Raw genomic sequence first — 12,016 nt, 5'->3', positions numbered from 1 at the left:
TGTCGTGCGACGTGTGCGCGTCAGGCGAGTGCGGCGTTGCCTGCCACGATGGTGAGCTCGTCGCCCTCCATCGACAGGAAGCCGTCCTGCGCGTTGGCGACGATCTTCGCGCCGCCGGGCTGGGTGATGCGGACCTGGCCTTCGGCGAGGATCGCCAGCACCGGCTCGTGACCTGCCATGAAGCCGATCTCGCCCTCGACCGTCTTGGCCACGACGAGGGTGGCCTCGCCGGACCAGACCTCCGCCTCGGCGGAGACGAGCGTGACCGTCAGAGCCATGTCAGCTGTTCTCCTTCTGGATCTTCGCCCACTTCTCCTCGACGTCGCCGATACCGCCGACGTTGAAGAAGGCCTGCTCGGCCACGTGGTCGAAGTCACCCTTGACGATCGCGTCGAACGACTCGATGGTCTCCTTGATCGGGACCGTGGAGCCCTCGACGCCGGTGAACTTCTTCGCCATGTAGGTGTTCTGCGAGAGGAACTGCTGGATGCGGCGCGCACGCGACACGACGATCTTGTCCTCTTCCGAGAGCTCGTCGACACCGAGGATCGCGATGATCTCCTGCAGTTCCTTGTTCTTCTGCAGGATCTGCTTGACGGCGGTCGCCACCCGGTAGTGGTCCTCACCGATGTAGCGCGGGTCGAGGATGCGGCTGGTCGAGCTCAGCGGGTCGACGGCCGGGTAGAGGCCCTTCGACGCGATCTCACGCGAGAGCTCGGTCGTGGCGTCAAGGTGCGCGAACGTCGTCGCCGGGGCCGGGTCGGTGTAGTCGTCGGCAGGCACGTAGATCGCCTGCAGCGAGGTGATCGAGTGACCGCGCGTCGACGTGATGCGCTCCTGGAGCACACCCATCTCGTCGGCGAGGTTCGGCTGGTAGCCCACGGCCGACGGCATACGACCCAGCAGGGTCGAGACCTCGGAGCCGGCCTGCGTGAAGCGGAAGATGTTGTCGATGAAGAGCAGCACGTCCTGCTTCTGCACGTCGCGGAAGTACTCCGCCATCGTCAGCGCCGAGAGCGCGACGCGCAGACGCGTTCCCGGCGGCTCGTCCATCTGACCGAAGACGAGGGCGGTCTTGTCGAACACGCCCGCCTCCTCCATCTCGTGGATGAGGTCGTTGCCCTCACGGGTGCGCTCACCGACACCGGCGAACACCGACACACCACCGTGGTCCTGCGCGACGCGCTGGATCATCTCCTGGATCAGGACGGTCTTGCCGACGCCGGCACCACCGAAGAGGCCGATCTTTCCACCCTGCACGTAGGGCGTGAGGAGGTCGATGACCTTGATGCCGGTCTCGAACATCTGGGTCTTGGACTCGAGCTGGTCGAAGCTCGGCGCCTGGCGGTGGATGCCCCAGCGCTCAGTGACCTCGACGGTCTCGCCCTCGGCGGCGTTCAGGACGTCACCCGTGACGTTGAAGACCTTGCCCTTGGTGACGTCGCCGACGGGGACCGTGATGGGTCCGCCGGTGTCGCGCACCTCCTGGCCGCGGACCATGCCGTCGGTCGGCTTCAGCGAGATGGCGCGGACGAGGTCGTCGCCGAGGTGCTGAGCGACCTCGAGCGTGATCTCGGTCGACTCGCCGTCGATCGTGATCGTGGTCTTGAGGGCGTTGTAGATGTCGGGGATCGAGTCGTGCGGGAACTCGATGTCGACGACGGGGCCGGTGACGCGCGCAACGCGGCCGACGACCGACGTGGCTTCGGCAGTGACGGTGGTCATGTCTGTCTCTTTCGGTTGGTCTTATTTGCCCGACGCCAGAGCGTCGGCGCCGCCGACGATCTCGGCGATCTGCTGAGTGATCTCGGCCTGGCGAGCGTTGTTGCGCAGGCGGGTGTAGTCGGTGATGAGCTTGTCGGCGTTGTCGCTCGCCGACTTCATCGCCTTCTGTGTCGCGGCGTGCTTCGCGGCCGACGACTGGAGCAGCGCGTTGAACACGCGGCTCTGGACGTAGACCGGCAGCAGCGCGTCGAGCACCGTCTCGGGGTCGGGCTCGAACTCGTACAGCGGATAGACCGGAGCCTGGTCCGCCGTCGCAGCGTCGGCCTCGACGACCTCGAGGGGCAGCAGACGCACCGACTCGGGCGTCTGCGTCATCATGCTGACGAAACGGTTGTACACGAGGTGGATCTCGTCGACGCCGCCGTCCTCGCCGCCCTGAGCGTAGGCGTCGAGGAGGGCCCCGGCGACCTGCTCGGCCGTGCTGAAGTGCGGTGTGTCGGTGTCACCCGTCCACTCGCCGGCAGCCCGCATCCGACGGAACTGGAAGTACCCGACGGCCTTGCGGCCGATGAGGTAGTACTCCACGTCCTTGCCCTGCGACCGCAGCAGCTCGGCCAGCTCGAGACCCTCGCGGAGGATCTGCGAGTTGAACGCGCCGGCGAGGCCGCGGTCGGAGGCGAAGATGACCACCGCGGAGCGACGGATCGTCTCGCGCTCGGTCGTCAGCGGGTGCTCGACGTCGGAGTGGGTCGCCACCGCGGAGACGGCACGCGTCACGGCCCGCGCGAAGGGAGAGGACGCGCGGACGCGTCCCATCGCCTTCTGAATGCGCGAAGCCGCGATGAGCTCCATCGCCTTCGTGATCTTCTTGGTCGTCTGAGCAGAACTGATCTTCTGCTTGTAGACCCGGAGTTGTGCGCCCATAGTGTGTCGTCCTCCGCGTCAGCCGCGGCGGCCCTTGACGATCTGCTCCTGGTTCACGTCATCGGCCGCGGCAGCAGCGGTCTCCTCGTGGCCCGGCTTGTTGATGGCCTGACCCTTGCCGCCCTGGAACTCGAGCACGAACGCGTCGACGACCTTCTCGAGCTCGGCGACGGTGTCGTCACCCAGCACGTTCGTCTCACGCAGCGTGTCGAGGATCGACGTGTTGCGCTTGAGGTAGTCGAGCAGGTCGCGCTCGAAGGTCAGGACGTCCTCGACCTCGATCGTGTCGAGCTTCCCGTTGGTGCCGGCCCAGATCGAGACGACCTGCTCCTCGACGGGGTACGGCGAGTACTGGGGCTGCTTGAGAAGCTCGGTCAGACGGGCTCCGCGAGCCAGCTGACGACGCGACGCGGCGTCGAGGTCGGACGCGAACATCGCGAACGCCTCGAGCGAGCGGTACTGGGCGAGCTCGAGCTTCAGCGTGCCCGACACCTTCTTGATCGACTTGACCTGGGCGTCACCACCGACGCGCGACACCGAGATGCCCACGTCGACTGCGGGACGCTGGTTCGCGTTGAAGAGGTCGGACTGCAGGAAGATCTGGCCGTCGGTGATCGAGATGACGTTCGTCGGGATGTACGCCGAGACGTCGTTGGCCTTCGTCTCGATGATCGGCAGACCCGTCATCGAGCCGGCGCCCAGCTCGTCGGACAGCTTCGCGCAACGCTCCAGCAGACGCGAGTGCAGGTAGAACACGTCGCCGGGGTATGCCTCGCGGCCCGGCGGGCGACGCAGGAGCAGCGAAACGGCGCGGTACGCCTCGGCCTGCTTCGACAGGTCGTCGAAGATGATCAGGACGTGCTTGCCCTCGTACATCCAGTGCTGACCGATGGCCGAGCCGGTGTAGGGGGCCAGGTACTTGAAGCCGGCGGGGTCGGATGCCGGAGCGGCGACGATCGTCGTGTACTCCATGGCGCCGGCGTCCTCGAGCGCGCCCTTCACCGAAGCGATGGTCGAGCCCTTCTGGCCGATCGCGACGTAGATGCAGCGGACCTGCTTGTTGACGTCGCCGGATTCCCAGTTGGCCTTCTGGTTGATGATCGTGTCGATCGCGATCGCCGTCTTGCCGGTCTGGCGGTCGCCGATGATGAGCTGGCGCTGGCCGCGGCCGACGGGGATCATCGCGTCGATGGCCTTGATTCCGGTCTGCATCGGCTCGTGGACCGACTTGCGCTGCATGACGCCGGGCGCCTGCAGCTCGAGCGCGCGGCGCCCGACGGTCGCGACCTCGCCGAGTCCGTCGATCGGGTTGCCGAGCGGGTCGACGACGCGGCCGAGGTAGCCCTCGCCGACGCCGACCGACAGCACCTCGCCGGTACGGGTGACCTTCTGGCCCGCCTGGATCCCGGCGAAGTCGCCGAGGACGACGACACCGATCTCGTGCTCGTCGAGGTTCTGCGCGAGGCCCTCGACGCCGTTCTCGAAGCGGACGAGCTCGTTCGCCATGACGCCGGGCAGACCCTCGACGTGGGCGATGCCGTCGGCCGCGTCGACGACGGTGCCGACCTCGGTCGCGGCGGCCCCGGTGGGCTCGTACGCGGCGACGAAGTCTTTCAGCGCGTCACGGATGACATCCGGGCTGATGGACAGTTCTGCCATGGTGTTCCTTCGGTCCTGAGTCTGTGGGTCCGGATGCGTCCGGCCGATGCGCCCGGGAGGGCGGGAGGTGGGTCAGCCCGCCAGTCGCTGGCGGAGATCGGAGAGGCGGGAGGCGACGGTCGCGTCGATGACGTCGTCGCCGATCTCGATGCGCAGCCCGCCGACGACCGCGGGGTCGACGACGAGGTTGAGCGAGACGGGCGTGCCGTATCGGCTCGAGAGGGTCTCGGCCAGCCGCGAGCGCTGCTGGTCGTTCAGGGCGGTCGCCGTTCGGACGCTCGCCACGATGCGGCCGCGCTGGCTCGACACGATGCGGATGGCGCGCTCGAGCAGCTGACGTACACGACGCTCGCGCGGGCGCTGCACGACCGACGAGGCGACCAGACGGGTGCCGTCGCCGCCGCGTCCATCGAGCAGACGCTCGACGAGAGCTCCCTTGGCCGACTGCTCACCGAGACGGCTGCCGAGCGCGAGCTCGAGCTGCGGGTTCGCCGAGATGGTGTGCAGCACACCGAACAGCTCGTTCTCGAGGTCACCCGCATCGGCGACGGCCGCGACACGGATCGCCAGCTCCTCGACGGCGTCGACGAAGTCGTCGGCCGACGACCAGCGCTGACCCGCAGCGGTGCGCAGCAGTGAGACGGTCTGCGCCGCGAAGGCCGGACCGAACACATCGCCGACGACCTTGTCGCGGGCAGACGACGAGGCCGCGTTGTCCGTCAGCGCGCCGCTCAGCTGCGGCGAGTCCGCCAGAGCCCGCGCGGCGACGAACAGCTCGCGCGAGACGTCGAGCGTCAGCCCGGGAGTCTCGGCGACCGCCGCCGTCGTCGCGGCGAGAGCCTGAGTGGTCGCGCTGCCCATCAGTTCGACGCCTTCTCGGAGGCCTCGAGGTCGGTGAGGAAGCGGTCGACGACGGCCTGAGCCTTCTGGTCGTCCGACAGGGTCTCGCCGATCACGCCGCCGGCCAGGTCGAGGGCCAGCGTGCCGACCTCGCTGCGGAGCGACACGACGGCCGCCTGGCGCTCGGCTTCGATCTGCGTGTGCGCTGCGGCGGTGAGACGCTCGGCCTCGGCCGACGCGTTCTGCTTCGCCTCGCTGACGATCTTGCGACCGTCCTCGCGAGCGGCGTCACGGATCTCGCCGGCTTCCTTGCGGGCGTCGGCGAGCTGGGCGGTGTACTCCTCGAGCGCCGCCTCGGCCTTGCGCTGAGCCTCGTCGGCCTTGGCGATGTTGCCCTCGATGGCCGCGCTGCGCGCGTCGAGCACCGTGGTGACACGGGGCAGCGCGTAGAAGACGACAACGAGAACGATGATGACGAAGCAGACGCCCGACCAGATGATGTCGTAGTAGGCGGGCAGCAGCGGGTTACCGGAGCCCTCTTCGGCGGCGACGGTGAGCAGTGCGTCGACCATCATGCCTCCCTCTTGGTGAATGGCGAGCGGATCAGAGCGCGTTGAAGATGAACGGCGTTGCGATGCCGATCAGCGCGAGGATCTCGATGAGGCCGATACCGATGAACATCGTCACCTGCAGGCGTCCCGCGAGTTCGGGCTGACGAGCCGTCGACTCGATCGTCTTGCCGATCATGATGCCGAGGCCGATGGCCGGGCCGATGGCGGCGAGGCCATAGCCGACGGTGGCGATGTTTCCGGTGACGGCGGCAAGAATCGTCGTAGCGTCCACTGGATTTTTCCTTTCGTAGGGCGACCAGCCGGGTGGCTGATCGTCAGTGCTCTTCGGCGACGGCGAGCTGGATGTAGACCGCCGTCAGGATGGTGAAGATGTATGCCTGCAACGCAGCAACGAAGATCTCGAACAGGGTGAAGGCGAAACCCATCGCGAGGGTACCGGCCGCCAGGATCGAGAACCAGTTGAAGCTCATCAGGAAGAACTGGGTGGCTGCGAAGAACAGCACGAGCATGAGATGACCGACCATCATGTTGGCCAGTAGTCGCAGGAACAGCGAGAAGGGCCGGGCCACGAAGATCGAGATGAGCTCGATCAGGGCGATCAGAGGCACGATCAGAACCGGCACACCGCTCGGCACCAGCGAGTTCTTCAGGAACCGACCGGGCCCGTGCTTCTTCAGACCGGCATATACGAAGACGACGTATGCAACGAGGGCGAACATCAACGGCGCCCCCGCGACCGCGGTACCCGCGATGTTGAGGAACGGGATGATGCCCGTGAGGTTCAGGAAGAGGATGCCGAAGAACAGTGACGTCAGGACGGGGAGGAACCGCTTGCCGTCCTTCTCTCCGAGAACCTGGTATGCGACCTGCTCGCGCACGAACCCGAACCCGAGTTCCAGAACGCTCTGGAATCGTCCCGGAACAACCGTCATGCGTCGGGCGCCGATCACGAGGACGAGCACGAGCACCGCGGTCGCGATCAGCTGAACCATCGAGATCCGCGTGAATGCGAACGGAGTGCCTTCAAAAAGCAGGACCTCGGGGAAGAAGTCACTGATGGAGGGCGGGTGGAATTCGTTATCGGCCGCCATGGCGATCATTGCCGCTTGAGTCAACGGGTTGGCTCCAGCTTCTCGTGCCAGCGTGAACCAGCTCGGTAAGTATGAGAAGAGATCTTCACGGGGCCTCAGCGTCGCCGCTGCCCACCGTCCGTGAAGTGCTGTGTCAGCCTATCAAACAACCGAGCCCAGCCTGTCATCGGAATCCCGGAACGGTCAGACCTCCGGATTGGTCTCCGGCAGGGTGGTGTCCGACACGTGAGGCAGGCGCATACGAGCCATCACGACGAGATCGACAGTGATCGCTCCGATCGCGGCGGCAACCAGGGCGAAGAAGAACATCGGCGAGACGATCCAGTCGATGCGGCTGATGACCAAGAGCGCGACGAGCACGAGGGCGAACTTGACGACCCAGCCACCCATCACGATGCCGAAGTAGATCGGAAGGAACATCTCCTGCCCGTACCAGCGGTTGGCGATCAGGATGCTGAGCGCAGTGAGGGCGGGGAAGATCATCCCTACAGCCGCGCCGATCACGCCGCTCCATGCGCCCTCGGATCCGGCGACGAGCCCACCCACGACGGCGGCGACGACAGCGACAGCGGCACCGACGACGAGCCCCCACGTCAGCGCGGCTCGCAGAATCGGCGTACTCGACAGGGTCTTCTGGTTCATGAGTTCTCCACGGATGAGACGACCCGCCGGGACCGGGCGGGGATGAGGGTGACGACGAGGCAGGCGGCGACGCCGAGGACGAGGAAGCCGAGGCCGAAGAGGTAGTCCCCCGGCCAGGCGGCGGTGGTGCCGATGTACATGAGCAGCACCGAGAGGCTGACGACCGTCGTCCACGCGTAGAAGACGAGGACGGCATCGCGGTCGCTGTGGCCCATGTCGAGCATGCGGTGGTGGAGGTGCTTGCGGTCCGGGGAGAACGGCGACTTGCCGCGCGCCATCCTGCGGATCACGGCCATGCCGAAGTCGAGCAGAGGCAGCAGCACGACGACCACCGGGAGGAGGATCGGGATGAACGCTCCGAGAAGCTGCGACCGGCCGAACACGTCGTTGTCGCCGGTCGCGGGAACGAGCGTTCCCGTGACGAGGATGGCGGAGCAGCTCATGAGCAGCCCGATCATGAGCGCTCCGGAGTCGCCCATGAAGAGCTTGGCCGGATTCCAGTTGAGGGGCAGGAAGCCTGCGCACACCCCGAGCAGCACCACCGCGAGGAACGAGGCGAGGTTCGCGTAGCTGCTCGCCCCGAAGTCGCGGCCCAGCAGGTAGGTGTAGGTGAAGAACACCCCGTTGGCGATCAGCGCGACGCCGGCGACGAGACCGTCGAGGCCATCGATGAAGTTGACGGCGTTCATCACGACGACGATCGAGAAGACGGTGATGGTGAAGCTCGCGGCACTCGAGACCACCGTCTGGCCGCCGACGGGGATGGTGTACATCTGCACGCCGCCGAAGCCCACGACGATCGCCGCGGCGGCGAACTGCGCTCCGAGCTTGATGAGCCAGTCGAGGTCCCACAGATCGTCGGCGACGCCGACCGCCACGATGAGCGCCGTCGCGGCGAGGATGGCCCAGATCGGCTCGGGCTCCGCCCAGAAGATCGAGAAGAACGGTACCTGCGACGATGCGAGGATGACCGCGGCCGCGCCCAGGAACATCCCGACGCCACCGAGACGGGGAGTGGGCGTCTTGTGGACGTCGCGCTCCCGGATCGCGGGGTAAAGCTTGTAGCGCAGGCTGACCTTGAGGACGAGCCAGGTCAGCCCGAAGGTGACGATGGCCGTGACCACGAATGTGGCCAGGTAGAGCCTCACGCGACGCTGCCGCCGGCGGCCTCGCCGGCGCTGCCCGTGGAGCCCGGGTCGCCGGGCGTGCGGTTGGCCGCCTCCGCGTGCTCCGGTTCCGGGTCGGGCTCGAGGAGATCGCCCAGCACGTCACGCAGCGCTTCGCGGCTGACCGCACCCTCGCGGAGCACCCGCACCGGGGTCGGATCGGGTCCGACGAGCGTCGTCGCGTCGACGATCGTCGAGGCGACACCCGTGGCCGCCGGTCCGCCGTCGAGGTAGACCGAGACGCTCTCGCCGAGCATCCGCATCGCGTCGTCGATCGTGACGGCCGCGTTCATCTTCGTCAGGTTCGCACTCGACACGGCGAGCGGGCCGCACTCCTCGAGCAGTTCCAGGGCGAATCGATCGGCGGGCATGCGTACCGCGACCGTCCCGCGCGTCTCGCCCAGATCCCACGACAGCGACGGCTGGGCGGGCAGGACGATGGTGAGACCGCCGGGCCAGAAGGCCTCGACCAGTCGCTCGACCGGCTCGGGGACCTCTGCGACGAGCGCGCGCATCGTCGAGATGCCGGCGACGAGCACCGGCGGCGGCGACTGCCTCCCCCGCCCCTTGGCGGCGAGCAGCTTGGTCACCGCGGACGCGCTGAAAGCGTCGGCGGCGACGCCGTAGACGGTGTCGGTGGGGATCACGATGAGATCGCCCCGGCCGATGGCCTGGCGCGCCTGGCGCATGCCGGGGAGGACCTGGGTCTCGTCGCGGCAGTCGAAAACGGGAGACATGACCGCTCCAGTGTACGGCGGAGGCCGCCCGGTCTCAGGAGCGGACGGCCGTCGTGGTGCGATCGCGCAGCGTGAGATCGGGGTGCGTCGCCGCCGCGGACCATCCGTCGGCGGTCAGGATGCCGCGGATCGCGGCGCCCTGCAGCTCGCCGTGCTCGATCACGATGCTGCCGCCGGGGTGGACGAGGCGCAGCCCGACTCGGGAGAGGGTACGGACGACGTCGAGCCCGTCCGCTCCCCCGTACAGCGCGACAGGCGGGTCCCACAGCCGCACCTCGGGGTCGCGCGGGATCGCGTCGTCGGGCACGTACGGCGGGTTGGAGACGAGCACCGACACGGTGCCGTCGAGTTCCGGGAACGCGTGCTCGAGGTCGATGAAGGCGAGCCGCGCGTTCGGCGCGCCCACGAGGGCGAAGTTCTCCTTCGTCCAGATGAAGGCGTCGACGGAGTTCTCCGCCGCGTGCACCCGCGCGTGCGGCACCTCGGTCGCGAGCGAGAGGGCGATCGCGCCCGATCCCGTGCCGAGGTCGACGGCGACCGGCTCGGGCCCCGCGACGGCCCGCAGGAGATCGATGGCGATCTGGGCGACCGACTCGGTCTCGGGACGGGGGACGAACACGCCCGGCCCGACGCGCAGCTCGAGGTGCCGGAACGGAGCGACGCCGGTCAGGTGCTGCAGCGGCTCGCGGGCGGCACGCCGCGCGATCAGGTGGGACAGCTCGGCAGCCGCCGACGCCTCGATGGCATCGCCGCGGAAGACGGCCGCCGAGAGCTCGCCGCGACCGATGCCGAGCACGTGGGCCGCGAGCAGCTCGGCGTCGACCTGCGGGGTCGGCACGAACGCGGCCGCGAGCTCGGCGGTCGCCGCGCGGAGGACCTCGGTCAGGGTCGGAACGGGGGCGGTCGCGGTGCTCATGGCGCCGACAAGCCTAGTCAGGCGTGCGTGTTCGTCACATTCGGGTCCCCGCGCAGACGGCGACAATAGGCTGGGCGCTGATCCCGCCGCGTCGCGGCATCCGCTCGAAACCCGAAAGGCAGTCATGTCCGAACCGGTCACCCACGGCATCCATCCCGACATCACCACCGCGTACGGCAACACCCCTCTCGTGCGTCTGAACCGGGTCAGCGAGGGCCTGCCGGGCACCGTGCTCGCCAAGCTCGAGTTCTACAACCCGGCGTCGTCGGTCAAGGACCGCCTCGGCATCGCCATCGTCGACGCCGCCGAGAAGGCCGGCGCGCTGCAGCCCGGCGGAACGATCGTCGAGGGCACGAGCGGCAACACCGGCATCGCGCTCGCCATGGTCGGCGCCGCACGCGGATACCGCGTCATCCTCACGATGCCCTCGTCGATGTCGATCGAGCGCCGCCTGCTGTTGAAGGCGTACGGCGCCGAGCTGGTCCTGACCGACCCCTCGCTCGGGATGAAGGGCGCCGTGTCGGAGGCGGAGAAGATCGCGTCCGAGACGCCGGGGGCCGTGCTCGCGAAGCAGTTCGCCAACGAGGCGAACCCCGAGGTCCACCGCCGCACGACCGCGGAGGAGATCCTGCGCGACACCGACGGGCAGGTCGGCTACTTCGTCGCCGGCATCGGCACGGGCGGCACCATCACGGGCGTCGGCCAGGTGCTCAAGGAGCGGGTCTCCGACGTGCAGGTCGTGGCCGTCGAGCCGAAGGACTCGCCGCTGCTGACCGAGGGCAAGCCGGGCCCGCACAAGATCCAGGGCATCGGCCCGAACTTCATCCCCCCGATCCTCGATCAGGGCGTCATCGACGAGGTGCAGGACGTCACGTTCGACGACGCGATCCGGGTCGCGCGCGAGGTGGCGCAGAAGGAGGGCATCCTCGTCGGCATCTCGTCGGGCGCCGCCGTCTGGGCCGCCCTGCAGGTCGCGGCACGTCCCGAGGCCGAGGGCAAGAACATCGTCGTGATCATCCCGTCGTTCGGCGAGCGCTACCTCTCGACCCCGCTGTTCGAGGGCCTCCGCGAAGACTGATGGGCACGCTCCGAGCACGCATCCGCGAAGATCTGGCCGCCGCGAAGCTCCGCGACCCCGCGGCGCGCAGCGGCCTCGAGATCGCGCTGCTGTACCCGGGGCTGCACGCGGTGTGGTCGCATCGCATCACGCATCGACTCTGGACCCGGCGCGCGCGTTTCCTCGCGCGCGCCGGGTCTCAGGTCACCCGGTGGTTCACCGGTATCGAGATCCACCCGGGTGCCGAGATCGGGCGGCGCTTCTTCATCGACCACGGCATGGGCGTCGTGATCGGCGAGACCGCGGTCATCGGCGACGACGTCATGCTCTACCACGGGGTCACGCTGGGCGGCCGCACCCGGCACGCCGGCAAGCGCCACCCCACGCTCGAGGACGGCGTGGCCGTGGGCGCGGGGGCGAAGATCCTCGGCCCGATCACGATCGGCGCCGGGAGCGTCGTCGGCGCCAACGCCGTCGTCACGAAGGACGCGCCGGCCGATTCCGTGCTGGTCGGAGTGCCCGCCAAGCCGCGGCCGCGCCGCGAAGGCGACGACACCCGCGCGGTGCTGACCGCGCCCGAGTACCACATCTGACTCCCCCGTCGCGGTGCTCCGTCGACTCGCCAGCAACGGCGGGTGCAGGGGTCGCCTGACCCGCAGATTCCGGCGAGTCGACGGGGTGGGGGTG

General features: G+C 68.3%; 14 protein-coding genes. 2 read left to right on the top strand and 12 right to left on the bottom strand.

Annotation, left to right across the window (positions count from 1 at the left end):
- Positions 1-20: 20 nt before the first annotated feature.
- The 12 genes from BLT21_RS13160 to prmC form a co-directional block, all read right to left on the bottom strand.
- Entirely contained in the window at positions 21-278 is a 258-nt protein-coding gene (locus tag BLT21_RS13160) for a F0F1 ATP synthase subunit epsilon (RefSeq protein WP_091502864.1), read from the bottom strand.
- Between the two features lies 1 nt (position 279).
- Entirely contained in the window at positions 280-1,725 is a 1,446-nt protein-coding gene (gene atpD / locus BLT21_RS13155) for a F0F1 ATP synthase subunit beta (RefSeq protein WP_091502862.1), read from the bottom strand.
- A gap of 21 nt (positions 1,726-1,746) precedes the next feature.
- Positions 1,747-2,649: a F0F1 ATP synthase subunit gamma gene (locus BLT21_RS13150; protein ID WP_091502860.1), complete on the bottom strand. Its 903-nt coding sequence runs from the start codon at positions 2,647-2,649 to the stop codon at positions 1,747-1,749.
- 18 nt (positions 2,650-2,667) lie between these two features.
- Positions 2,668-4,308 (bottom strand): F0F1 ATP synthase subunit alpha, encoded by a 1,641-nt coding sequence (gene atpA, locus BLT21_RS13145; RefSeq protein WP_091502859.1) that lies wholly within the window; start codon positions 4,306-4,308, stop codon positions 2,668-2,670.
- Positions 4,309-4,380: 72 nt separating this feature from the next.
- Positions 4,381-5,169 (bottom strand): F0F1 ATP synthase subunit delta, encoded by a 789-nt coding sequence (locus BLT21_RS13140; protein ID WP_091502858.1) that lies wholly within the window; start codon positions 5,167-5,169, stop codon positions 4,381-4,383.
- A complete protein-coding gene (locus BLT21_RS13135; protein WP_091503464.1) occupies positions 5,169-5,720 on the bottom strand; it encodes a F0F1 ATP synthase subunit B in 552 nt (183 codons plus the stop codon). Before BLT21_RS13135 ends, BLT21_RS13140 begins: the two co-directional genes overlap by 1 nt.
- Before the next feature lie 31 nt (positions 5,721-5,751).
- A complete protein-coding gene (gene atpE / locus BLT21_RS13130; RefSeq protein WP_091502856.1) occupies positions 5,752-5,991 on the bottom strand; it encodes a F0F1 ATP synthase subunit C in 240 nt (79 codons plus the stop codon).
- 43 nt (positions 5,992-6,034) lie between these two features.
- Entirely contained in the window at positions 6,035-6,811 is a 777-nt protein-coding gene (gene atpB / locus BLT21_RS13125; RefSeq protein WP_371113446.1) for a F0F1 ATP synthase subunit A, read from the bottom strand.
- 183 nt (positions 6,812-6,994) lie between these two features.
- Positions 6,995-7,453 carry a Cg1360 family ATP-synthase-associated protein gene (locus tag BLT21_RS13120; protein ID WP_091502853.1) on the bottom strand — a complete coding sequence of 153 codons (459 nt, stop codon included), beginning with the start codon at positions 7,451-7,453 and terminating at the stop codon, positions 6,995-6,997.
- Positions 7,450-8,601, bottom strand: a complete 1,152-nt coding sequence (locus BLT21_RS13115; RefSeq protein ID WP_091502852.1) for an MraY family glycosyltransferase — start codon at positions 8,599-8,601, stop codon at positions 7,450-7,452. Before BLT21_RS13115 ends, BLT21_RS13120 begins: the two co-directional genes overlap by 4 nt.
- Positions 8,598-9,356, bottom strand: coding sequence for an L-threonylcarbamoyladenylate synthase (locus tag BLT21_RS13110; protein WP_091502851.1), 759 nt, complete (start codon positions 9,354-9,356; stop codon positions 8,598-8,600). Before BLT21_RS13110 ends, BLT21_RS13115 begins: the two co-directional genes overlap by 4 nt.
- Before the next feature lie 34 nt (positions 9,357-9,390).
- On the bottom strand, positions 9,391-10,272 hold the full coding sequence (gene prmC, locus BLT21_RS13105) for a peptide chain release factor N(5)-glutamine methyltransferase (RefSeq protein ID WP_091502849.1): 882 nt from the start codon (positions 10,270-10,272) through the stop codon (positions 9,391-9,393).
- A 124-nt stretch (positions 10,273-10,396) separates the two neighbouring features.
- Between prmC and cysK the strand changes: the two genes are divergently transcribed.
- Positions 10,397-11,350 (top strand): cysteine synthase A, encoded by a 954-nt coding sequence (cysK, locus tag BLT21_RS13100; protein ID WP_091502848.1) that lies wholly within the window; start codon positions 10,397-10,399, stop codon positions 11,348-11,350.
- Positions 11,350-11,922, top strand: coding sequence for a serine O-acetyltransferase EpsC (gene epsC / locus BLT21_RS13095; protein WP_091502846.1), 573 nt, complete (start codon positions 11,350-11,352; stop codon positions 11,920-11,922). The genes cysK and epsC overlap by 1 nt, the downstream gene beginning before the upstream one ends.
- The last annotated feature ends 94 nt before the right edge of the window (positions 11,923-12,016 follow it).

Source organism: Microbacterium sp. cf332 (assembly GCF_900102175.1).
Classification (GTDB): domain Bacteria; phylum Actinomycetota; class Actinomycetes; order Actinomycetales; family Microbacteriaceae; genus Microbacterium.
Note: the sequence above shows the minus strand (reverse complement) of the source record. Positions and strands in the feature narration are given on the sequence as shown.

Bases quoted from the DNA above. Each gene is read 5' to 3' on its own strand.
- BLT21_RS13160 (WP_091502864.1), bottom strand. From the start codon at position 278: ATGGCTCTGACGGTCACGCTCGTCTCCGCCGAGGCGGAGGTCTGGTCC.
- atpD (WP_091502862.1), bottom strand. From the start codon at position 1,725: ATGACCACCGTCACTGCCGAAGCCACGTCGGTCGTCGGCCGCGTTGCG.
- BLT21_RS13150 (WP_091502860.1), bottom strand. From the start codon at position 2,649: ATGGGCGCACAACTCCGGGTCTACAAGCAGAAGATCAGTTCTGCTCAG.
- atpA (WP_091502859.1), bottom strand. From the start codon at position 4,308: ATGGCAGAACTGTCCATCAGCCCGGATGTCATCCGTGACGCGCTGAAA.
- BLT21_RS13140 (WP_091502858.1), bottom strand. From the start codon at position 5,169: ATGGGCAGCGCGACCACTCAGGCTCTCGCCGCGACGACGGCGGCGGTC.
- BLT21_RS13135 (WP_091503464.1), bottom strand. From the start codon at position 5,720: ATGGTCGACGCACTGCTCACCGTCGCCGCCGAAGAGGGCTCCGGTAAC.
- atpB (WP_371113446.1), bottom strand. From the start codon at position 6,811: ATGGCGGCCGATAACGAATTCCACCCGCCCTCCATCAGTGACTTCTTC.
- BLT21_RS13120 (WP_091502853.1), bottom strand. From the start codon at position 7,453: ATGAACCAGAAGACCCTGTCGAGTACGCCGATTCTGCGAGCCGCGCTG.
- BLT21_RS13110 (WP_091502851.1), bottom strand. From the start codon at position 9,356: ATGTCTCCCGTTTTCGACTGCCGCGACGAGACCCAGGTCCTCCCCGGC.
- prmC (WP_091502849.1), bottom strand. From the start codon at position 10,272: ATGAGCACCGCGACCGCCCCCGTTCCGACCCTGACCGAGGTCCTCCGC.
- cysK (WP_091502848.1), top strand. From the start codon at position 10,397: ATGTCCGAACCGGTCACCCACGGCATCCATCCCGACATCACCACCGCG.
- epsC (WP_091502846.1), top strand. From the start codon at position 11,350: ATGGGCACGCTCCGAGCACGCATCCGCGAAGATCTGGCCGCCGCGAAG.